The 26,017-nt window shown below is 39.2% G+C and carries 7 protein-coding genes and 2 pseudogenes (1 of these 9 running past the window's edge); 7 read left to right on the forward strand and 2 right to left on the reverse strand.

Features of this window, described 5'->3' with window-relative positions:
- The 7 genes and pseudogenes from DET63_RS16330 to DET63_RS16360 all read left to right on the forward strand — a co-directional run bounded on the left by DET63_RS16330 (nucleotide 1) and on the right by DET63_RS16360 (nucleotide 24,496).
- A complete protein-coding gene (locus DET63_RS16330) occupies nucleotides 1-6,471 on the forward strand; it encodes a non-ribosomal peptide synthetase (RefSeq protein WP_113937212.1) in 6,471 nt (2,156 codons plus the stop codon).
- Nucleotides 6,468-21,377 (forward strand): non-ribosomal peptide synthetase, encoded by a 14,910-nt coding sequence (locus DET63_RS16335; protein ID WP_113937213.1) that lies wholly within the window; start codon nucleotides 6,468-6,470, stop codon nucleotides 21,375-21,377. Before DET63_RS16330 ends, DET63_RS16335 begins: the two co-directional genes overlap by 4 nt.
- Before the next feature lie 414 nt (nucleotides 21,378-21,791).
- Entirely contained in the window at nucleotides 21,792-22,466 is a 675-nt protein-coding gene (locus tag DET63_RS16340) for a 4'-phosphopantetheinyl transferase family protein (protein WP_003192751.1), read from the forward strand.
- 16 nt (nucleotides 22,467-22,482) lie between these two features.
- Nucleotides 22,483-23,205: a thioesterase II family protein gene (locus tag DET63_RS16345; RefSeq protein WP_113937214.1), complete on the forward strand. Its 723-nt coding sequence runs from the start codon at nucleotides 22,483-22,485 to the stop codon at nucleotides 23,203-23,205.
- Nucleotides 23,206-23,235: 30 nt separating this feature from the next.
- Nucleotides 23,236-23,610 (forward strand): putative mucin/carbohydrate-binding domain-containing protein, encoded by a 375-nt coding sequence (locus DET63_RS16350; RefSeq protein ID WP_258550635.1) that lies wholly within the window; start codon nucleotides 23,236-23,238, stop codon nucleotides 23,608-23,610.
- Nucleotides 23,611-23,782: 172 nt separating this feature from the next.
- Nucleotides 23,783-23,860: pseudogene (locus DET63_RS16355) on the forward strand (restriction endonuclease); the annotation flags it as partial.
- A 357-nt stretch (nucleotides 23,861-24,217) separates the two neighbouring features.
- Nucleotides 24,218-24,496, forward strand: a complete 279-nt coding sequence (locus DET63_RS16360) for an AbrB/MazE/SpoVT family DNA-binding domain-containing protein (protein WP_016093792.1) — start codon at nucleotides 24,218-24,220, stop codon at nucleotides 24,494-24,496.
- Nucleotides 24,497-24,583: 87 nt separating this feature from the next.
- Here DET63_RS16360 and DET63_RS30635 read toward each other — a convergent pair.
- Both DET63_RS30635 and DET63_RS16370 read right to left on the reverse strand, forming a co-directional pair.
- A pseudogene (locus DET63_RS30635) lies at nucleotides 24,584-24,739 on the reverse strand (spore germination protein); the annotation flags it as partial.
- A 708-nt stretch (nucleotides 24,740-25,447) separates the two neighbouring features.
- Nucleotides 25,448-26,017 carry the end of a BclA C-terminal domain-containing protein gene (locus tag DET63_RS16370; protein WP_113937215.1) on the reverse strand. It continues 657 nt past the right edge of the window, so the window shows 570 of its 1,227 coding nt (coding positions 658-1,227); its start codon lies off the right edge, out of view; it ends in the stop codon at nucleotides 25,448-25,450.

Raw genomic sequence — 26,017 nt, forward strand, 5'->3', positions numbered from 1 at the left:
ATGGGAGACGTTATAGATATATATGGATTATCACCTTTGCAAAAAGGAATATTGTTTCATACTTTATACGATCAAGATGATGAACATTCTTTTTCCTACATTGTACAAGTAGGCTTCTTGCTCGGGGGGCAATTGGATGTTGCTACTTTTGAAAAGGCTTGGGAATATGTTATTCATCGACATGAAGTTCTACGCTCAGTATTTGTGTGGGAGGAAGTAGAAAAACCTCTGCAAGCAGTTTACCAACGTCTTCCTTTTACTATTCATCAAGAGGATTGGAGTGCCCATTCGCATGAGGAGAGGGAGAAGAAATTACACCAGTTTTTGACTGCAGATCGTAGAAAAGGATTTTTATTGGATGAAGCACCGTTGATGAGAGTCACTGCGATTAAAGAAGCAGAAGAGGAAACGAGAATCATTTGGACACATCATCATATTTTGCTAGATGGGTGGAGTGTGTCATTGGTCTTTAGTGAAGTGATGGAAGTTTATCTCAAGATGATAAAGGGAGAATTGTTGAATCTTCCTAAATCTCTTCCTTATAAAAAATATATCCAGTGGATAAATAAACAAGATCAAAGTCAAGCAGAGGAATTTTGGACAGAAGAATTAAAGGGGTTTTATGCACCTACGCCATTAGCGATGGAAAGAAAGGATCAAGAACAGGAGAAGGGCTATGGAGAGTGTGTTTATCAGATATCTGAGGAACTCACTGAGAATTTACAAGAGTGGGTACGAAATAGTCGATTAACATTGAATACGTTAGTACAAGGCGCATGGGCCTATTTGATGAGTAGGTATAGCGGTGAAAGTGACATCGTATTTGGCATAACTAGCTCTGGACGTCCTACTGATTTGATAGGAGCAGAGAATATGGTAGGTCTATTTATTAACACATTACCTACGAGAATTCAATTAACGGATGATACATCAGTAGTAGATTGGCTTCGTAAAATACAGATGAAAGAAATGGAACGAAGACAATATGAGCATAATTCGTTGGTTGATATTCAAGGGTGGAGTGAGGTTCCGCGGAATAGTTCCTTATTTCATACCTTGTATGTGTTTGAAAATTATCCAATTCAAGGTAAGAGAAATGATGATTTAAGATTACTAGATGTTAAAAGCGCGGAACAAACAAATTATCCTTTAACACTCATTGTAATGCCCGGTAAGAAAATTACTTTAAAGTTGATGTATGATCGAAGCTATTTTAATGAAAAAACAATAAATCGGATTCAGGGTCACTTATTGCAAATATTAATTCAGATGACGAAGAGCTTAGATTCAAAACTCTTTGAAATTACTCATTTAACAGTGGAAGAGCAGACACAGTTACTAGAGGAATGGAATAATACTCAAGTAAAATATTCAGCTGAAGGCATGATTCATACGGTGTTTGAGGAGCAAGTCAAGAAAAATCCAGAAGCAATCGCAGCAATGTACGAAAATGAACAAATTACCTATAGAGAGTTGGATGAGCGTGCGAATCAGCTAGCACATTATTTACAAAAGCGTGGTGTAGGTTCAGAGTCTCTAGTCGGGGTATATATGGAACGTTCATTACAAATGATGATAGCGTTATTAGGTATTCTAAAATCAGGAGGGGCGTATGTTCCACTTGATCCTACTTATCCAGAGAGTCGGCTTCGTTATATATTAGAGGATGCTGGAATCGAAGTACTAGTGACGGAAGAAAATTCAAAAAATTTATATATATCTGAATATGTTGAAACGATTTGTATGAATAAAGATTATACTGCAATTAAAAAAGAAGAATCAATCCCATGTATAAGTGGTGTAACAGGGAGAAGTTTAGCGTATGTTATGTATACTTCAGGATCTACAGGTAATCCAAAGGGAGTGATGATTGAGCATCATTCAGTAATCAATTACCTAGAATGGATGCAACATAAATATCCACTTTCTGAAAAGGATGTGGTCTTGCAGAAAACCCCATTCTCATTTGATGTATCTGTTTGGGAGTTATTTTGGGGTATTCACGTTGGAGCAAGTGTATCTTTCCTACCTCGAGGTGGAGAAAAAGATCCTTCTATTATAGCTGAAGTGATTAAAAAACATCAGGTTACTATAGTTCAATTTGTACCTTCGATGTTATCTGTTTTCTTAGATCACTTCAATCATATTGAATTGAACATGAATTGTTCGTCCGTACGCCATGTATTTTCTGGTGGAGAAGAACTAAGTTCAGGGTTAGTTAGACGATTTCAACAGAAATGGAATTATAGTGGACAAGTGAAATTAACCAACTTTTATGGACCAACTGAAGCCACTATTTATGTAAATGCATTTGATATTCAGCCTAATCAAGAATTTGTTTCTATTGGGCAGCCAATACAGAACACGCAATTATATGTATTAGACCAAAATCAACGCTTGCAATCAATAGGAATTGAGGGTGAGTTATATATTGGTGGTGCTGGTTTAGCACGTGGATACTTAAATCGTCCGAATCTTACTGCTGAAAAATTCGTTTCGCATCCATTTCGATTGGGGGAACGACTATATCGAACAGGAGATTCAGTAAGATATCTAACTGATGGAAATATAGAATTTATAGGTAGAATGGACCATCAAGTAAAAATGCGCGGTTTTAGGATTGAATTAGGAGAAATTGAAGCGACTTTAGAAAAATGTTCGTTTATTAAAGAGGCTGTCGTATTAGTTAGAGAAGACCGTCCAGGTGATCAACGATTGGTTGCATATGTAATAAGCGATGGAAATACCCGAAAGTGGCGAGAGTATCTACAAAACCAATTGCCAAATCACATGATTCCAGCGCACCTTGTAGAGTTAGAACAGTTCCCGCTTACTCCGAATGGGAAAATCAATCGAAAGGCCTTACCAGCACCTGATGAGCGACCTATAGGGAATTTAAATGTTCTACCTCGGACGCCTTCGGAAGAGCTTATTGCCTCGGTTTGGAGTCAAGTGTTAGGAACAGAAAATATCGGTATTCAGGATTCCTTTTTTGAACGGGGTGGGCACTCACTACTCGCTACTCAAATCGTCTCTCGATTACAAGAATTGTTCCAGATTAAAATCCCGCTACGTGAACTTTTCAAGCACGATACAGTGGAAGCATTAGCGAAACGAGTAAATCAGTTGCGCAAAGAAGATAAAAAACGAGGGGTTCCATCCCTTGTACCTATGATGCGGGAAGAATTTATTCCACTTTCCTATGCACAGAAACGCCTATGGTTTATTGATCAATTAATGCCAAATAGTGAGATGTACAATATTCATGCAGCGTGTCGTTTAACAGGAAAATGGTCAATTGAAGCATTGGAGGCCGGATGGAATCAGTTGTTGAAACGTCATGAATCATTACGGACGATAATTCTAGAACAAGAAGGTGAACCTTTTCAACAGGTTCAATCTCATGTATTCAGACCCATCCCTCAAACGAATCTAACAGACCTCTGTTCGGAAGATAGGGAAAGAGAAATGAAACGGCTCATTCAAAACGAAGCGGAGGAGCCATTTCACTTTGGACAAGGTCCTCTGATTCGAACACGAATATTGAAAGTGGACAGGGAAGAATGGATTCTCCTTTGTACGATGCATCATATTATTTCGGATGGGTGGTCAATGGGAATCTTACTTGAAGAATGGATGGCTTTTTATGAAGGAGCACTAAGTGGAAAACCGGCGGAACTGAAGGAGTTATCTGTCCAATATGCAGACTTTGTCATGTGGCAGAAGGCATGGCAAAATGAAGAGAATTTGGATCAGCACCTCCAATATTGGAAGGAAGAATTGTCTGGGGAGCTACCGGTTTTACAATTACCGATGGATCGTCCTCGACCTGCGGTTCAAACCCACCGTGGTGCGAGTCAATCCTTATTAGTGGCGAATTCCCTACTGGAAAAGCTCAAAGATTTAAGTCTGCAAGAAGGATGCACTTTATTTATGACATTGATGGCAGCGTATCAAAGCTTCCTTTCTCGTTATACAGGACAAGACGACATCTTGGTTGGAAGCCCAATTGCAAATCGAAATGTTAAAGAGATTGAGGGATTAATAGGTTTCTTTGCAAATACGTTGGTTTATCGAGCTGATTTCAGTGAAAATCCGACGTTCCAAGAACTTTTGTCGCAGGTACGAAAAAAAGCACTAAAAGCCTACGAGTATCAGGACATTCCATTTGAGAAAGTGGTGGAATCTGTAAAACCGGAACGGAATACAAGTCATTCACCGATATTTCAAACCATGTTTACTTTACAGAATACGAAACAAGCGTTTCCTCAGCTATCTGAAAGAAACATGGAACTCATGGAAAGTCATGCTTCTGTTGCGAAATTTGATTTGAGTTTATTTGCTTCTGAGACGGAAGAAGGATTATCGCTAACCTTTGAATACAATACTGATTTGTTTAATGATACAACCATTGAACGCATGGCAAGTCATTTTGAACATTGGTTAAATCAAATTGTCTCTCATCCAAAATATTTATTATCTGAACTGAATATGTTATCGAAAGCAGAATATAAGCAATTACTAGAGGAATGGAATGAATCAGGTGTTGTAGATATACAAGAAAGCACGATTCATACATTGTTTGAAGAACAAGTGAAAAAAACACCAGAAGCAATTGCAGTAGTGTGCGAAGATGAAGAACTAACATATCGAGAGTTGGACGAACGCTCGAATCAGCTGGCACATTATTTACAGAAAAATGGTGTTGCATGCGAATCATTGGTTGGGATTTGCGTTACACGTTCATCCGAGATGATTGTCGGCCTCTTAGGAATTATGAAGGCAGGAGGAGCATATGTCCCAATTGATCCAGCGTATCCGGAAAGTCGACTGCAATACATTTTAGAGGATGCTCAAATAAAGGTACTGGTGACACAGGAAAAGTTACAACAAAAAATGGTTATAACTAAATCCGTTGCCGTGATTTGTATTGATCGTGATCGAGAAGAAATAGAACAAGAAGTAACTACAGTGTGTACCAGTGAAGTGACGGGCGATAATTTAGCCTATATTATCTATACTTCAGGTTCCACTGGAAATCCAAAGGGGGTAATGATTGAGCACAGGAATACAGTAACAATGATTCATTGGGCGCATCACACATATTCCCAAAAGGAATTAGCGGGAGTATTAGCTTCAACTTCGCTATCCTTTGATCTATCCGTTTTTGAAGTGTTTGTTCCCTTAACGATGGGTGGTAAGGTGATTGTCGCTGAAAATGCTCTACATCTAGACAAGTTGTCTACCAAGGGTGTGACTTTGGTCAATACTGTGCCATCGGCAGCGAAGGAACTGGTTCGCGCAAAAACAATTCCTTCTTCGGTAAAGGTGATGAATTTGGCTGGAGAACCATTACCATATTCACTCGTTCAAGATTTATACGAGAGAAGTACGATTGAGAAGGTGTACAACCTATATGGACCGTCCGAAGATACTACGTATTCCACATATATGGAATTAGAAAAGGGTGTCATGTATAGGGTACCACCAATTGGTAAACCAGTCTTCAATGCAGAAGTATATGTACTGAGTGCTGAACAAAAAATGGTTCCAATTGGTGTAGTTGGTGAGCTTTACATTGGTGGATCAGGATTAGTACGTGGATACTTAAACCGTCCTGACTTAACGCAAGATTGTTTTATACCGCATCCGTTTAAAGAAGGAGAGCGAGTATACCGGACTGGAGACCTAGTAAGGTATCTGCCAGATGGAAATTTGGAGTATCTTGGCCGAATCGATCATCAGGTAAAAATTCGTGGGTTCCGGATTGAACTAGGAGAAATTGAAGTGACATTGCAAAAGCATACATTAGTTAACGAAGTTCTTGTGATGGTGCGGGAAGATTATCTTGGTGATCCACGTTTGATTGCCTATGTTGTGGGAGATGGGGATGCTCATAAGTGGCGTGATTATCTCAAGGACCAGCTACCAAATTACATGATTCCAGCCTATTTTGTCGGATTGAATGCATTTCCACTCACTCCAAATGGAAAGATTGATAGGAAGGCCTTACCAGTACCAGAGAGACAGGAGATAGTAAGGGGGTATATTGCTCCCCGTACACCTACGGAAAAAACAATCGTTTCAATATGGCATCAAGTTTTAGGTGTAGAAAATATTGGAGTGCAGGATTCGTTTTTTGAAATAGGTGGGCATTCATTACTTGCTACACAAGCTGTTTCCAATCTTAAAGAGGCTTTTGGAATCGAGTTACCATTGCATGATCTATTTACGTTTCATACGGTGCAACAATTGGCAAAACAGATTGATCAATTGTTCTATAACAAAAATCAAGAAATACAGAATGATAGTAAGGAGAATGTAAGTCTTCAAGACTATATTCAAAAAGAAGCAGAAGTGAGTAATGATGAAGAATTACTTGAACTACTTAAGCAATTAGAAGAGCTATCAGAGGAAGAAGCACAAGGAATATTCGAGAGTAATTTAGTTGAGGAAGGGGTAAAAAAATGAGAAGTGATTTACATGCAAAGTTGAGTTCACTTTCTCCTGAGAAAAGAGCTTGGCTTCAGAAGAAAATGCAAAAAAAGGAGAATAAAGAAGCACTTCCGTTGTCTTATGCACAACAACGTTTGTGGTTTATGGACAGATTTAACCCAAACAGTTCTTTATATAATATTCCAACGGTATGGCTTCTAAAAGGAAATTGGATTCCTGAAGCATTAGAAAAGGGATTCAATCGACTCATTGAACGTCATGAATCATTACGAACCGTTTTTAAAGAAGTAGGAGAACAACCTGTACAACAAATTGTCGAATTCCTTCCTAGAGCATTACCTGTAAGGGATTACTCGCAACTTCCTCTAGAAGTAAAAGAAAAAGAGGTAGATAGTTTAATTGCGAGAGAAGCGCAAGAACCATTTGATTTAATGAATGGCCCTTTAATTCGTAATCAGCTTGTTCAATTAGGGAAGGATGAATGGTTATTACTATGTACGATGCATCATATTATTTCTGATGCTTGGTCCATCGGTATACTCATGAATGAATTACTTACTTTCTATGAAGAAGAAACGGGCGGGAATCCTGCTAAATTAACTTCACTATCCATTCAATATGCAGACTTTGCGAAGTGGCAAAAGGAGTGGTTGCAAGGTGATGTGTTAAATCGTCAACTTACGTATTGGGAGGAAGAATTGTCTGGGGAGCTTCCTATATTACAACTGCCAGTGGACCGACCTCGACCGGTTACGCAAACTTACGCTGGGGATACGCATCACGTGATTGTTCCTTATAGATTACTCAATCAATTAAAGGATATAAGTCGACAAGAAGGATCTACCTTATTTATGACTTTAATGGCTGCATACCAGAGCTTTCTTGCTCGTTATACGGGGCAAAAAGATATTCTAGTCGGAAGTCCGATTGCAAATCGGAATCATAGGGGAGTAGAAGGATTAATCGGTTTCTTTGTTAATACGTTGGTTTACCGATCAGATTTGAGTGGCACCCCTACTTTTCGGGAGATTTTGAACCAAACAAAGAAAAAGGCGTTAAAAGCTTACGAATATCAAGATATACCATTTGAAAAAGTGGTAGAAGCTGTGCAACCTGAACGAAGTATGAGTCATTCTCCTATCTTTCAGACCATGTTTACACTACAGAATATAAAACAAGAACGACTAGATTTGTCTGGTAGAAGTATCGAAATGGTAGAAAGTAATATGTCTATTGTAAAATTTGATCTGAGTTTAACTGCCTACGAAGTGGAAGAAGGTCTATTTGTCTCATTTGAATACAACACGGATTTATTTGATAGTAGTACCGTTGCACGTATGGCAGGCCATTTTGAGAACTGGTTAAATGAAATCGCGTATCATCCAGATGAATCATATACAAAGCTGTCAATGTTATCGGACACAGAGCAGAAACAACTCCTAGAAGAATGGAATGATACTGACATAGTTTATGGTCATGAGTGTATGATTCATGAGCTATTTGAGCAGCAAGTGGCACGTACACCTGATGCAGTGGCGGTAGTTTATGAGGGTGGAAAGTTAACGTATCAAGAACTCAATGAAAAATCGAACCAATTGGCACATTATCTACAAAAACGAGGTATAGGACCTGAATCATTGGTTGGTATATGTGTTGAACGCTCTCCTGATATGATTATTGGTCTCTTTGGGATTTTGAAAGCAGGAGGGGCTTATGTCCCACTGGACCCAAGTTATCCCGAAAACCGTCTGAGATACATTTTAGAGAATTCACAAATTCAAGTGCTGTTAACAAACGAGGCACTACAGGACTGGTTACCTAAAGATATTCAAGCAATTTGTTTAGACCGGGATCAAGTAATGATTTCTAAAGAGAGTAATTTGGCTCCGGTAAGTGGAGTAACTGCAAATAACTTAGCCTATATCATATACACTTCGGGTTCGACGGGAAATCCGAAGGGAGTAATGATTGAACACCATTCGGTTATCAACCGCCTACAGTGGATGCAGAAAAAATATCCATTATCTGAGGAGGATACAATTCTACAAAAGACACCGTTTTCGTTTGATGTTTCTGTCTGGGAATTATTTTGGTGGTCATTTGTAGGAGCACGTGTTTGTTTGCTTCCACCAGGAGGAGAGAAAGATCCTGCGGTGATTGAGGAGTATATCGAACGATATCGTGTGAACACCATTCACTTTGTTCCGTCGATGTTATCTACTTTCTTGGATTATATGGAACAATATAATTCGAAAAGGGATGTAGCGTCTTTAAATCAGGTTTTTACTAGTGGAGAAGCATTAAATACTGAACAGGTTCGCCGCTTTAAGGGGGTATTTTACGATGTTCAGCAAACAAAGTTAATTAACTTGTATGGTCCTACCGAAGCGACTGTGGATGTGACTTATTATAATTGTGATTTAGAAAAAGAACCTATGCTTATTCCAATTGGTCGTCCAATTGATAATACAGAGTTGTATGTGTTAGATCAACATCAACAGGTGGTACCGATTGGTGTGGCGGGGGAACTTTACCTTGGAGGAGTAGGATTGGCACGTGGCTACTTCAATCGACCAGAGTTAACTACTGAGCGTTTTATTCCGCATCCCTTTAAGGAAGGGGAACGATTATATCGAACGGGTGACCTGGTGAGATATATGAATGATCGTAACTTGGAGTATATTGGAAGAATGGATAACCAAGTCAAAATCAGAGGATTCCGAATTGAACTGGGAGAAATCGAAGCAGCTTTACATGATCACTCATCTGTAAAAGAGGCTGTCGTGTTGGTGAAGGAAGATCGACCAGGAGATAAGCAGTTAGTAGCTTATGTAGTGGGTGAAGGGGATACTGGAGAGTGGCGTGAATATCTTAAGAAGCAATTGCCACATTATATGGTTCCGGCATACTTCTTCCAAGTTGAAGGGATGCCACTCACTCCAAATGGTAAGGTGAATCGGAAAGCTTTATTGGAATTGGAGGCACAGTTCATAAGTGAAGATATTACTACTTCATCACGAACACCAGTAGAGGAGCTCATTGTTTCCGTATGGGGCCAAGTGTTAGGTATAAAAAATATAAGTGTTCAGGATTCTTTTTTTGAGATTGGTGGTCACTCGCTGCTAGCTACTCAAGTAGTTTCACGCTTACAAAAAATCTTTCAAATCGAATTACCGGTACGTGAACTATTTGAGTATGCAACGGTGGAGTCACTGGCAAAGCGATTAGATCAGTTACGTAAAGGAGATAGAAAACGAGAGATTCCGCCACTAATGCCGATGGAAAGAGGGGAAACTATTCCGCTCTCTTATGCCCAACAGCGCTTATGGTTTATCGATCAATTTACACCTAATAGCGCCCTTTACAATATGCCAATGGTATGCCGCCTTACAGGGAGTTGGCTACCTGAGGCATTGGAAAAGGGATGGAATCAGCTCATAGAGCGTCATGAATCATTGCGGACGGTCTTTCATGAAGTGAACGGTCAGCCCGTGCAGCAAATTGAACCGTATGCTTTTCGATCAATTCCGAAAACGGATTTAACTATGCTTTCTCCAGAAGACCGAGAAGAAGAAGTTAAACGTTTGATTCAACAAGAAACAGAAGTGCCATTTGATTTAACAGAGGGCCCACTAATCAGGACAAGTATTTTGCAAGTGGGAGAGGAAGAATGGATTCTCCTTTGTACTTTACATCATATCATTTCAGATGGATGGTCAATGGGAGTCCTACTTGAAGAATGGATGGCATTCTATGAGAAAGCTACGGATGGAAAGATAGCAGAACTTGAACCATTACCGGTTCAATATGCCGACTTCGCTCAGTGGCAAAAAGGATGGCTGAAGGCGGAAGTGCTTGATCAACAACTCCAATATTGGAGGGAAGAATTGTCTGGGGAGCTTCCTGTACTCCAACTTCCTATGGATCGCCCGCGTCCCGCAATACAAACTCATCACGGGTCGACATACACCCTGGTTCTGCCAAGCACGCTACATGACAAATTAAATGAATTTAGTCGTCAAGAAGGGGCTACACTCTTCATGACCCTGTTAGCTGCATATCAAAGTTTTCTATCCCGCTATACGGGACAAGAAGATATTCTGGTCGGAAGTCCAATTGCTAATCGAAATTATAGAGAAATTGAAGGACTTATTGGTTTCTTCGTCAACACCTTGGTATATCGGGCTAATCTAAGTGGTAGACCGACATTTCAGGATGTTCTGTCTCAGGTTCGTCAAAAAGCATTGAAGGCGTATGAGTATCAAGATATCCCTTTTGAAAAAATTGTGGAAGTTGTACAACCAGAGCGGAGTACAAGTCATTCGCCAATCTTCCAGACTATGTTCATCTTGCAAAATATGAAACAAGAGTTCCCGGTGTTATCTGGTAGAAGTATTGAAATGATAGAAACCCATAGTCCAATCGCAAAGTTTGATTTAAGCGTAATGGTAGCTGAGACGGAAGAGGGAGTACGTTTTACTTTTGAATACAATAAGGATTTATTCAATGCCACAACTATTGAACGGATGGCAGGGCACTTTGAGAAATGGCTACACGAAGTTTCCCATTACCCGCAAAATCCGTTGCATAGTCTGAGCATGCTATCGGAACCTGAGCGTACTTTGTTATTAGAAACATGGAATGACACTGTAATGGAAATGCCCCCACAGGGTCTTATTTGCGACAGATTTGAGGAACGAGTAGCAAAGCGTCCTGAAGCGATTGCGGTAGTTGATCAAACAAAAGATTGGACTTACGGTGAACTGGATGCACAAGCAAATCAGTTGGCAAATGTTTTACAGCGAAAAGGAGTTGCTCCAGAGTCAGTCGTGGGAGTTTATCTTCCGAGGTCGGCTGAGCTCATGGTAAGTTTACTAGGCATATTAAAAGCTGGTGGAGCTTATGTCGTTTTAGATCCGTTGTATCCAAAATCAAGGTTAGAATACATGATTGAAGATGCAGGAATTCAATTTGTAGTGACGGCGGAAGGACAAGAAGGCCTTTTCGAACAGGTCGAAATGGTGAGGTTAGAAGAGTTAACAGTGGAAAGCGTAATCGCACCTACACGGCAGATAAATCCAGAGAACTTAGCTTACATTGTCTATACCTCTGGTTCTACAGGAAAGCCAAAGGGTGTCATGATTGAATATCGCTCATTAATGAATATGGTTTCTTGGCATCAAGAAGTTTATCGTATTACAGCAGAGGATCGTGCGACTCAGATTGCAGGGATTGCTTTTGATTCGGCTGTCCAGGAGATTTGGCCGTATCTAACTGCTGGTGCAGCACTCTACTTGTCAACAGAGGAACTGAGAATTAATCCAGAAGCACTAAGAGACTGGCTCATTGATTCGCGAATAACAGCTAGTTTTGCACCTACGCCTATTCTGGAAAGACTCTTGAAATTATCTTGGCCAGGTAAAACGGATCTTCGTTTTATCATTACCGGCGGGGATCAATTAACGCAGTATCCATCTAACGATATTCCTTTTGCGGTAATCAATCAGTATGGTCCATCGGAAAATACCGTTGTTACCACGGATTGTTATGTACCTGTAGGAGTGACAACAGGTACGCCATCGATTGGTCGACCGATTGCGAATACAGAAGTTTATGTGTTAGATTCTCATCTTCAGCTAGTACCAAGTGGTGTGATTGGAGATCTCTATATTGGAGGGAAGAGTCTTGCTCGTGGATATGCTAATCGTCCGGACCTTACAAAGGAAAAATTTATTTCGCATCCATTCAAGTCAGGAGAGCGTCTCTATTACACCGGAGACAAAGCAAGTTATCTTTCTGATGGTGCTCTCCAGTTCCATGGTCGTATAGATGACCAAGTGAAAATTCGTGGTTTCCGGATTGAATTGGGAGAAATAGAAGCAGTTTTGCAGGCACATTCTTCTGTGAAAGAAGCGGTTGTATTGGTACGAGAGGATGATCCAGGCGACAAGAGATTAGTAGCTTATGTAGTTGGTGAAGGAAGTGTCCAAGAATGGCGAGAGCATCTACAAATACATTTACCAAATTATATGGTCCCAACAAACTTTATTGAGATGGAATTTTTACCACTTACACCGAATGGAAAACTTGATTTAAAGGCATTGCCAATACCTAGCAAATTATCTACTGAAAATACCGTTCACGCACGAACTCCGCTAGAAGAACTTATCGCTTCAGTGTGGAGTCAAGTGCTAGGAATAGAAAATATAGGTGTTCAGGATTCTTTCTTTGAACTTGGTGGTCATTCTCTACTTGCTACTCAAGTGGTTTCACGTTTACAAGAAGTCTTTCAAATAAAACTACTGGTGCGTGAACTGTTCGAGTATTCAACGGTGGAGGCACTGGCGAAGCGAGTAGATCAGTTACGTAAGGGAGGCAAAAAACGAGAAACTCCACCATTGATGCCTATGGAACGAGGAAATGCCATTCCACTTTCTTATGCTCAACAGCGCTTATGGTTTATCGATCAATTTACACCTAATAGTGCACTTTATAATATGCCGATGGTATGCCGTCTTACAGGAAATTGGTTACTAGAAGCATTGGAGTTGGGATGGAATCAGTTGATAGAGCGTCATGAATCATTGCGGACAGTATTTCATGAAGTGGACGGTCATCCTGTGCAGAAGATTCAACCGTATACTTTCCGTTCCCTTCCACAAATTGATTTAACTAAGATTTCTCCAGAAGAGAGAGAAAGAGAAGTGGAGCAATGGATTCAAACTGAAGTCGAATCCCCATTTGACTTAGAGCAAGGGCCATTGTTCCGTGGACAAATCGTGAAAATTTCAGAAGAAGAATGGGTTCTTCTGTGTAATATGCATCATATTATCTCGGATGGATGGTCGATGGAAATCTTGCTCCAAGAATGGATGGTATTTTATGAGGAGGCGATTGGCGAAAAACCAGCAGAGCTCGCACCATTACCAGTTCAATATGCCGATTTTGCTCAATGGCAAAGGGATTGGTTAAAAGAGGAAGTACTAAATCAACAGCTTGCATATTGGAAGGAAGAACTGTCTGGTGAGTTACCAGTCTTAATGTTGCCGATGGATCGTCCCCGTCCTCCGGTACAAACCCACCATGGATTAACTCATAATGTGTTGTTGTCACGCTCATTACTGGATAAATTAAACGAACTTAGTCGTCAAGAAGGGGCAACGCTTTTCATGACCTTATTGGCATCTTATCAAAGTTTCCTTGCCCGTTATACAGGACAATCAGATATTCTTGTTGGAAGCCCAATTGCGAATCGAAATTATCGAGAGATTGAAGGATTGATTGGTTTCTTTGTCAATACGTTAGTCTATCGGGCTGATTTAAGTGGCGCACCGGCATTTAAAGAGTTGTTGTCTCAAGTGCGGATAAAAGCATTGAAGGCATATGAGTACCAAGATGTTCCGTTTGAGAAAATTGTGGAGGTTATCCAACCTGAACGAAGTACAAGTCATTCTCCGATTTTCCAAACCATGTTTACTTTGCAAAATACGGGACAAGAGCTACCACAGCTACATGGACGAAGTATAGAAGTAATGGACAGCCACGCTTCAATCGCCAAATTTGATTTAAGTTTAACTGCCGCAGAAGTGGAAGAGGGCTTATTGCTTACTTTTGTTTATAGGACTGATTTATTTGACAGTTTAACTATTGAATCCATAGCCGAAAATTGTGGAAACTGGTTGAATTTAATCGTGGAACATCCTGATAAATCATTAGCTAAGTTGCCGATACTGTCAGGATTACAGCAAAAACAGTTAGAAGAGTGGAATAATAATGCTGTAGCATATCCACAGGAATTTGGGATTCATCAGCTGTATGAAGAGCAAGTAAATCGTACACCTGACGCGGTGGCAGTGGTAGATGAAAAACAGCAGTTAACCTATCGAGAGCTGAATGAAAAAGCAAACCAATTGGCACATTATCTCCAGAAATGTGGGATTGGGAGCGAGTCATTGGTTGGTCTCTGCTTCCAGCGTTCAGTTGAGATGATTGTCGGTCTCATGGGGATCTTGAAAGCTGGGGCAGCCTATGTTCCATTGGATCCATCGTATCCAGAAAGTCGCCTACGATATATTCTGGAGGACACAGGGATTCAAGTATTGGTCACGAACGAAGCATTAGAAGGTTGGATAACTGAAGAAATCAAAACAGTTTGTTTGGATCGGGATAAAGCGATGATTTCGCGAGAAAGCACCCTTTCACCAATATGTGAAGTGACAGGAGAAAACTTGGCGTATGTAATCTATACTTCGGGATCAACAGGGAATCCGAAGGGAGTTATGGTAGAGCATCACAATGTGATTCGTTTATTTAAATCGACGGAATGTTGGTATCAGTTTGATGAAAAAGATACTTGGACGCTTTTCCATTCTTATGCGTTTGACTTCTCGGTATGGGAGATTTGGGGGGCATTACTCCATGGCGGAAGATTGATTGTTGTTCCTTACTGGATTAGTCGATCGCCCAAGGATTTCTATCAACTGTTAGTAAAGGAAAAGGTTACGGTTCTTAATCAGACACCATCCGCATTTCGACAATTGATACAAGTGTGTGAACAAGAAGATGAGAAGAAAGACTTGCATCTGCGCTATGTCATATTTGGTGGGGAAGCACTCGATCCTACCAGCTTGGTACCATGGTTTCAAAGGTATGGAGAGCAGGAACCACAGTTAATTAATATGTATGGAATTACAGAAACTACCGTTCATGTTACGTATTATCCAATTACTCAAGATGATGTGCAGCATGCTTCAAGAAGTAATATAGGAAAACAGATTCCAGATTTAGAAGTGTATGTACTAGACACTTGTCAACAACCTGTGCCTATTGGCGTAGCTGGCGAACTATATATTGGTGGAGCAGGACTTGCACGTGGATATTTAAACAGACCCGAATTGACTGCAGAGCGTTTCATTCCTCATCCATTCAGTAGTGACCCAGGAGCGCGATTATATCGGACAGGAGACTTAGCGAGATACTTACCTGATGGAAATCTGGATTATCTTGGGCGGATTGATCACCAGGTGAAAATCCGTGGTTTCCGAATTGAGCTCGGAGAAATTGAATCTGCTTTAAACGCACATGTCTCCATAAAAGAGGCTGTTGTAATTGTTCGAGAAGATCAGCCGGGTGATAAACGGTTGGTGGCATATGTCGTGGGTGACGGGAATGTAGGTGAGTGGAGAGATTATCTCAAGGCGGAACTACCAAGCCATATGGTTCCTTCAGGATTTGTGATGATGGAAGCCATTCCACTAACTGCTAACGGAAAAGTTGATCGTGAGGCCTTACCTGTACCAGAGGAGAGGAAAATCGAAAGTGAATGTGTTGCCACGCGGAATGGTAACGAAGAAACACTGGCCACCATTTGGAAGCAAGTATTAGGGATTAAAAAGGTGGGAATCCATGATAACTTCTTTGAAATTGGTGGAGACTCAATTCTCAGCATTCAGATTGTCTCTCGTGCGAAGCAAGCAGGTTTGCAATTGACGCCAAAGCAAATGTTTGAACACCAAACGATTGCCGAGTTGGCGCAAGTAGTCAATGAAGAACGGGGTGTACAAGCAGAGCAGGGAGTTGTAACTGGAGAACTGATCCTTACACCAATCCAGCAATGGTTTTTTGCACAAGATCATCCAAACCCACACCATTGGAATCAATCCATGTTTTTTAGAACAAAAGAGCGACTGGATATAGTATTACTGGAGAAAGCTGTGAGTACCCTTCTAATCCATCATGATGCTTTGCGTTTAAGATATGAACGGTTACCGAATGGAGTATGGAAACAGCGGAACGAAGGAATCGAAGAACAATCGACGCTGACCGTTATTTCATTAGACGAAGTGTCACAAGCAGAATGGCATCAAGTGATTCAAACGGAGATTGACACTGCACAAGCAAGCTTGCACTTACACGCAGGACCGCTAATGAGAATGGTGTATTTTGATGAAGGTGAAAAAAGAGCCGGCCGATTATTCTGGGTGATTCATCACTTAGCAGTGGATGGTGTTTCTTGGCGGATTTTACTGGAGGATCTGCAAACGGCGTATAATCAAGCGAGCAAGGATCAGATGATCCAATTACCTACAAAGAGTACATCCTTTAAAGCGTGGTCGGAGAAATTGCATCATTACGCTGAAGCTGGGATTGTGCAAGAAGTGCGTGATTACTGGGAGCAGCAATCCGAACAAGAAGTGGCTATGCTACCAGTGGATACCACCCTCGAAGTTCCAGCAAACACAGGAAACGAGGAGATTACCGTGGTGCTAGATGAGAAAGAGACCCGTACGTTATTGAAAGAGATTTCAAGCACTCATCGTGTCCAAATCAATGAAGTACTATTGACAGCATTGGTACAGGCTACGGCAGCATGGACAGGTCATCCGACGCTGACCGTGGATTTGGAGGGGCATGGTCGGGAAGAGATCATCGAAGACGTTGACCTATCTAGAACCGTGGGGTGGTTTACAAGTATTTATCCTGTTCACTTAAATATTACCGGTGCCGACACGCCAATTGCAGCATTAAAAGCAGTTAAAGAACAAGTGCGTAAAATTCCTAATAAGGGTGTTGACCATGGGATTTTGCGGTATCTGAACACAACAATGTGTGAGCAATGGGGGTCTCAACATACACCGTCTATTAGTTTTAACTATCTTGGACAATTTGACCAAATGTTTTCTGACGATGCAATACTTATTCCAGAGAACGGATTTAAGCGCTTAGATCATGCTTCTGGTTCCAAGCGATTGCATTTAATTGATGTAATTGGAATGGTAACGGATGGGAAACTTCAGTTCACTTGGGTATACAATGTAGGACAATATGCGAAATCAACGATTCAAAGTATTGCAGAGAATATGCTCCATCAACTAAGTAAATTGATTCAATCTGCGGATGGAGAATCTGCACTGACTGTTTCAGATTTTGTGATGGCTAATCTTGACCAAGCCAGTTTGACAAAAGTATTAACCAAGATGAATCGTGGAAATAATTATCCGATTACCGATTTATATCCACTATCGCCTTTGCAAGAAGGAATGATTTTCCATACATTGCATGACCAAGGGGAGGAACATGTAGCGCCGTATATAGTGCAATTAAGTTTCATGATTAGAGGAGAATTGGATATTGCTACTTTCGAACAGGCGTGGAAATCGATAATTCAGCGGCATGAAATTTTCCGCTCAGCTTTCCTTTGGAATGAAGTTGAGGAGCCTTTACAAGTGGTGTATGAGAGTGTTCCATTTAAGGTGAATGTAGAAGATTGGCGTACGCTGACTGCTGAAGAAAAAGAAGAGAAAAGAAAAGCCTTTTTGGCATTGGATCGAAAACAAGCCTTTCTTTTTGATAAAGCGCCATTGATGCGGGTGACTGTCATTCAAGAAGGTGAGGAAGAATATCGAATTGTTTGGACACATCACCATATTCTGTTGGATGGATGGAGCCTACCACTGGTCTTTAACGAATTGCTTACAGTGTACCAGAAGAGAATGAATGGAGAAGCCGTGCATTTACCTAATTCATCGCCATACAAGAAATATATTCAATGGCTAAGAGAACAGAATCAGGAGCAGGCGGAGCAATTCTGGAGAGAGAAACTTAAAGGTTTTACAGCTCCAACCCTGCTGGGCTTAGAAAGTAAAGAGCAAGAAAAAGGTTACACAGAGAAGGTAACTTATTTATCAGAAGAGCAAACCCAAGCGTTACAAAACTGGGCGAAGCGCAATAGGCTCACTTTGAATACAGTAATTCAAGGTGCGTGGGCGTATCTCATGAGCCGGTATAGTGGAGAAGATGAAATTGTCTATGGTGTAACTAGCTCAGGACGCCCTACGGAGATTATTGATGTTGAAAACATTGTAGGTCCTTTTATTACCACATCACCGACGCGAATTCAGTTGATAGATAATATAAAAATAATGGATTGGTTGCAGAAGATACAAGAGGAAGAGATAGAAAGAAGACAATATGAATATGCTTCTTTGACAGAGATTCAAGGATGGAGTGAAGTTCCTAGAGGAACCCCGCTGTTCCATAGCTTGTATGTGTTTGAAAACTACCCAGTGAAAGAGGAGTCCTCAGGAAATCTAGAAATTGGTGGGTTGGAAGGAGTAGAGCAAACTCATTATCCATTAGGATTGACAGTTGTCCCAGAAAGCCAGTTGTTGTTAAAGTTGAAGTATGATCGTAGCAAGTTTAATGGCCTCACCATTGAACGGATACTGGGTCATTTAAGCCAGGTGTTAAAGCAAATGATCGAGAACGTTGATCAAACTCTGTCGGAGCTGGTGTATGTTACGGAAATAGAACAGAAACAACTACTGGAAGAATGGAATGATAATGCAGCAGCGTATCCACGTGAGAGTGTGATCCACAAACTGTTTGAAGATCAAGTGGATCGTACACCTGATGCGGTGGCAGTGGTAGATGAAAAGCAGCAGTTGACGTATCGAGAGCTGAATGAGAAAGCAAACCAATTGGCCCATTATCTTCAGAAATGTGGGATTGGGACGGAGTCATTGGTCGGGCTTTGTTTCCAACGTTCAGTTGAGATGATTGTCGGTCTCATGGGAATCTTGAAAGCTGGATCAGCCTATGTTCCGCTGGATCCATCGTATCCAGAAAGTCACCTACGATATATTCTGGAGGACACAGGAATTCAAATATTGGTTACGAACAAAGTATCACAAGGTTGGATACCTGAAGAAGTTGAAACAGTTTGTTTGGACCGAGATCAAGCAATGATTTCGCAAGAAAACACCCTTTCACCAATATGTAAAGTAACAGGAGAAAACTTGGCGTATGTTATCTACACTTCAGGTTCGACCGGGAATCCCAAAGGGGTTATGGTGCAGCATCATTCGGTATTAAATCTATCCTATGGTTTACAGAAAGAGGTTTTTTCACATCGGGCACATGATAACATGCGCGTTGGTCTAAATGCCTCAATCGCCTTTGATTCATCCGTTAAACAATTACAAATGCTTTTGTATGGTTCTAGTTTATATATTATTTCAACAGAAGTTCGCAGTGATCCTCAAAAGTTTGTATCTTATATTCGGGAGAATAAGTTGGAAATGTTTGATATAACACCTTCACTACTCCAATTACTCATAGATGAGGGGTTGTTAGAAAAAAACGATAGTGTTCATGTTCCAAGCAAGGTACTGGTCGGTGGAGAAGCAATTATGCCATCACTGTGGGAACAACTAGTAGAGAATGACCATATCCATTTTTATAATGTATATGGTCCTACGGAATGTACGGTTGATGCGACATGCTATCGTATCAAAAAAGATAGTAAGAGAGTAACCATTGGGCGTCCGTTGCCAAATGTTCAAGCCTATGTATTGGATGAGAAGTTGTTACCTGTTCCAGTTGGTGTAACGGGTGAACTTTATATCGGTGGAGCAGGCCTAGCGAGAGGATACTTGAATCGTCCAGAGTTAACGTTAGAACGTTTTATTCCTCATCCATTTAATGAAGGGGAACGGTTATACCGGACGGGAGATCTAGTCCGCTATTTAGCTGATGGCCATTTGGATTATCTGGGAAGAATCGATAATCAAGTGAAAATTCGAGGATTCCGGATTGAGCTTGGAGAGATTGAAGCGAATTTAGAAAGTCATCCATCGGTGAAAGAGGCTATAGTCTTGATAAGAGAGGACCAACCAGGAGATCGGAGAATGGTTGCCTATGTGGTGGGTGAAGGAAGTATGCATGAATGGCGTGAGCATCTCAAGAGGCAAGTACCGAATTATATGATTCCTGCACACTTTATTGAGGTGGATGCGATTCCGCTTACAACAAATGGGAAGGTTGATCGAAAGGCACTGAACAGCTTAACGATTCAAAGAGAAAGTACCTTTTCTACACCAATCATCCCACGGGATGAAATCGAGTATCAGCTGATTACAATCTGGCAGGATTTGCTACAGTTAGAAGATATCCATGTAAACGATGATTTCTTCAATATAGGAGGTCACTCTCTCCTTGTAATCAAATTGATTTCAAAGGTCAGAGAGAAATTTGGAAAAGAGATTAAGGTGCCCGCACTAATTAAGAATCCGACAGTGGAAGGAATCGCTTGTCTCATTCGTGAGAATCATCGTATGGAAGAATCATTATCGGTTCTGGTTCCATTACAAGAATCAGAGAAAAGACCTTTCTTCTGTGTTCACCCATTTATGGGTAATGTACTCTGTTACATTCAGCTAGCAAGGTTACTCAAGGATCACTGCTCATTTTATGGTCTACAGAATCCTCTCGTAGAGAAAGAAGGAATGAACGGGTTGATTTTATCGGAAGTAGTGCAACTCTACATCGAGGAAATGAAGCGGGCTCAGCCAGAGGGGCCGTATCGTCTGGGAGGATGGTCTCTGGGCGGTGCCATCGCCTATGAAATCGCAACTATGCTACGGAACCAGGGAGAAGAAGTTGAGGTGTTGGTACTATTGGATACCAAGGTGCCTTCAGAACGGGATTACAAGACAGAGGATGAAATGCTATCTTATATATTGGAGCATTTCATCCATATAGAGCTAGTGGACCAGGAAGAAGAGCTTGTTCATCAACAGGACATGCTTGTTGAACAATTAATTGTGGAAGGAGTGCTCCCGCCTGATGCAAATCTTACGAATTTGAAGCAAATTATCAATGCTCACAGGAAATGTCTGAATTTAATGGCAGAGCATGATTTAACACCATATTTTGGGGAAGTTATTTACTTTAGTGCTGAGGAAGGTAAAGAATTGTTTACGGATTGGAAGCCTTTATTAAAAGGAAGAGTGAATATGTATTCGGTCCCTGGATCACACGAAGAAATAGTAGCTTCCCCCGCAGTTGAAAAGTTAGCTAAGTATCTACTAAATGAATTAGAAGGAATAAAAGAGACATCCCTTTCGCTAACGGAAAAGTAGAGAGCACAAATAACAACTTTATAAACAAACATTGTTATTATTAAAGTTGTTATTTGTGAGTAGTAGTGTAAATAAAGAGAGCAGTCCAATAACTGCACATCAAGTGTAGGAGATTATGTATATATATATCAAGAGCATTACTTTTTAAGGGGCTTGCTTGATAGGGACATAGAAACATATATGAGTTGTTCATAGTATGCTGTAAATTCTCTGAAGTTTTTGTACCAGAAGCGAATGCTTTGATGATATTGCTGAGGAAAGGTGTATATTTTCATTGATATGTAAATATGCACCTTTTCTATTATATTTGCACTTGAATAAATGCAAGTTAGAAAATGAAATTGAATTTCTATAACGTATACATAGGAAGAAATCCTTTTAAAAAGGAAGTGATTTATCATACAAATTCATGCTGTGAAAATACCAAAAAATATTGAAAATCATTTGTTTAATCAATTTAGTAACTTGATTTCAAATGAGAAGAGAGAACGAATGAAGCGTTTATTAAATTTATGTGATATTAATAGGACTTTGATAGGAGATTTATTAATCCGTTCCCTAGTTTGCCAAAAATATAAAATGAATAATGAAGAAATTAAATTTATATATAATGAGTACGGAAAACCTTTTGTTCAAAATTTTTCTGACTTTCACTTTAATATTTCGCATTCAGGAGAATGGGTGGTCTGTGCCACTGCTAATTCTAATGTAGGTATTGATATTGAAAGAGTTTCAGACATAGAGGCTCTTAAATTAGCAAATGAATTTTTTTCAGAGGAAGAATTTTATGATTTATCTAATATGAATTCTGATGAACAAATCAATTATTTTTTTGATTTATGGACATTAAAAGAAAGCCATATAAAAATGATTGGTAAAGGACTTTATATCCCGTTAAATTCATTCTCTGTAAAAAAAGAGTCACGAACTTTAATTTCATACACGAATATACCTCAAAACTTTTACTTTAGACAATATAATATTGATCCAAATTATAAGATATCTGCTTGTGCAACACGTGATGAATTACCGAATGAGATAATAATTAAAGACTTTTATACAATTGGCCAAAATATAAACAAATTTTAAAGTAAGGAGAAAATCTATGAATAAGACTAAACTTTTTTGCTTTCCACATGCTGGTGGCTCTGCGTTTAGTTACTCAAAATGGAAAAATTACTTTAATCCACATATTGAAGTAGTTCCAATAGAGTTAGCCGGTAGAGGATATAGAATTGAAGAAAGCCTGTACCAGAGTATGGAAGAGGCTGTAAATGATGTCTACAATAGTATAGTCAAGCAACTAGATAATTCGCCCTATATTTTATATGGGCATAGCATGGGAAGCTTGATTGCCTATGAATTAGCTAGAAAAATACAGGATTCTAATAATGTATTGCCTGAATTTCTTGTTTTATCCGGTAGAAATCATCCTAATAGTAAGATAAAAAATATTCGACATAACCTACCCGATGAACAATTCAAAAATGAAGTTATTGCAATGGGGGGAACATCAACCGAGGTACTACAATCAGAAGAATTAATGGGAATTTTTCTCCCCATTCTAAGAGCAGATTTTAAAATTGTAGAGACATATATCTATAACAACAATATACGAGCATGTGACATTGATTTTCTTGTATTGAACGGAAAAAAAGATGAATTAACTACATATGATGAGGTAAAAAAATGGAAACAATACACAAGTAAATCGTGTACCTTCAATTCATTTGAAGGTAATCATTTCTTTCTAAATGAAAATATTGAAGAAATAGCAAGTGGTATTATAAGAAAGTTAGAATCTAAAAGATTTTCAACTAGTTTTTAGAATATTTCTAGGTATACTTATGGTTGAAAAATAAAAATATTAAAGGTGAAAAATACAGGTTCTGTTGAAACATCATTGAATAAAGAGATAGAAAAAATGCAGATACAATTAGAAGCTGGTATACCACATTCCTACTTTAATAGTACGTATGCAAGTATAAAAGTACAGAACTCATCGGGTAGCGTTGTGTACAATAAAGAAATTGTGGGAAATAGACAACGAACTGCTGAAACCCAAACCGTTCCTGTAAAAGTTGGGGATTACATTGAACTTACCCATATAGAAGGGGAAGCAGAAAAGGAAAAGATACGAGCTACTTTAACTAACCTTGAGAATGGCAAACAGGAATATATGGGTAAGAAGAGAATATATCAGGTTACATCTACAGGACTAATAAGACAATAGATGAATCAAAAAGTTGGGGGAATCCTCAACTTTTTTGGTTAAAAAGGAGGTTCTGGTGCCAATATATGAAGAGGAACGATAGTAGATTTTTAACGGAATCGTATTTTATACTATAAGTCCAAAAATTCTGTGAATTAAATCTTTCTGATTTAGAAAAGACTGATTTTGTACATCAAATAAAACAGGAAGCAAGATTTTTGGATGTTCTCAACACTCTACATGTACGCATACAGAGCTAATAAATACATGAGCTGTGATAAAAATTCAGCTCTTTTTCAATTTTTTAAAGAGTGTATTAAAAAAAGGAAGTTTAATTTAAAAACGACTTTTCAGGTTTGTTTATTTTGCGTTTCGATGGACAAGTTAAAATAGGTCTTGTTCATTTTAAAAACATATGTAAAGACAGATAAGGACTTTAAATGTGTTTTTGGGGTTTTTAGGGGGAATAAAAAGGCTAGTCATTATTTAAGACTTAACCCTTTTCTACTAGCTGACGAATTGCTTCATTTCAATTACTTATCTTGTTATCGTGCCAAAAATCCTCTATTTATTTTACTTGTTCTTTTGTAAATGAAACTAAATTTTCATGTATGGGGAAAGATATTAGATGAAAGCAACCGGAGTAACTAGAAAAGTAGATGAGTTAGGGCGTGTGGTAATTCCAAAGGAACTTAGAAATACGCTAGGTATGAAAGAAAAATCACCATTAGAGATCTTTGTAGAAGGTGAAGACATTGTTTTACAGAAGTATCAGCCTGGTGGTGTTTGTGCATTAACAGAAGAGGTGTCAAATCGTAACATAGTATTAGCAAATGGTAAGATAACATTAAATCCAGAAGGTGCGGAACTATTAATAAAAGAAGTAAAACAGTACCTTGTAAAATAAGTGGCCCTTACAAGGGGCTTTTTTTAAAATCAATAAAATAATTTCATGTACCGTATTTATTATAAAAAATAATAACACAACGAACCTAACACCGCTAAAGGTATTGATAACAAAACCAACATTTGATGATCCTGAACCATTATAAGATTTTGTATTCTCTTTTGGAGAAACATTATAAAAATCGCCTAAGTTGAAAGAACCAGTACTATTTTGTGCGACAAGGTTTGCTACAACTGAGGGCATAGTACGCACCTAATTTCCTAGAAAGTATTTAAATTAGCATATGTTGTAATCATCTAGAGGTTCATTTTGATCTAAGAATTCGAAGTTATTGCTCGTGAAGATTTTAATAAAATAGTTATTTTGTAATAATCAAAAAAGAGCACTTCGTATAGGTGCCGAAATAAGAATTATTCAATTGTCAAGATAATTACTTACCACCATTTTGATTTATACGTTTTAAATAAAAAATAGAACAAGGTCCTGATTTGAAAAATAGAGAGCTCTTTGGAAAGAGCTCTCTGACTAAAATTTATATTGAATATGAATACACACGATATTGTATACGTGCTATTTAGGTAGGTACAATTTTAAAACAAAATCCTTATTTGAATAGAGAAAAAAGACAACAACCGGAGGGCTTGTTGTCTCAAAAAAGTGGAATGTCACTAAAATATTTGTTGAAGACATAACAGGTTATTTAAAGTATATGAATTGCGTATAAAAATATACAGTAGAAATTAAAGAGCGCTTACCAAGGTGCTCTTCTACCCAAACTTACATTGAAAAAGAATCCGCGACATTGTATGCGTATTTCTTTCGCTTTGTGTAGTTTTAAAATAAAATCGTTATTTTAATTAAAAGAGCAGCTAGCAAAAGCTAACTGCTTGTTAAAAAAAGAATCCACTCTAGGTTATTTACTGCCAGAGTTTCAAGAAATAAATGATTAAATTAATTTAATTTTTCAATTACAATCGAAGCATTTATATTTGTTTGTGTTCCACCTGCCAAAGTCTGCAAAGTAACTGCAGCAGCGGAAGTATGATTATTAAGGGTAATAATATCACCTGCAGCTAAAGTGAGGATTGTTTGGCCGTTGTTTGGTTGAGTTCCTGCACCTGATCCATAAACTGCGCTGGTAACCGGAGCACCATTTAAAAAAAGTGTGAATTGATTAGGCTCAACTCCTGATATAGAAAAAGAAATTTTATAATCTCCTGCATTAAGAACCATCAATTGAGAAGTTCCAAGCGTATGAGTAAAACCAGGTGTCATTTTACCATGTGAATTAAAAAGAATAGGTGCTTCTAAGGCAACAACTTGAGCTGCTGTATTGAAAACATAAGCATAATGAGATAACCCAGATACTGTAAGTCCGGTAGGTCCAGTAGGCCCCGGAGGTCCACTAGAAGGTCCGGTTGCTCCAGTTATTCCAGTAGGTCCAGTAGGCCCCGGAGGTCCACCAGAAGGTCCGGTTGCTCCAGTTATTCCAGTAGGTCCAGTAGGCCCCGGAGGTCCACC

It is taken from the genome of Bacillus sp. DB-2 (genome assembly GCF_003315125.1).
GTDB lineage: Bacteria > Bacillota > Bacilli > Bacillales > Bacillaceae_G > Bacillus_A > Bacillus_A mycoides.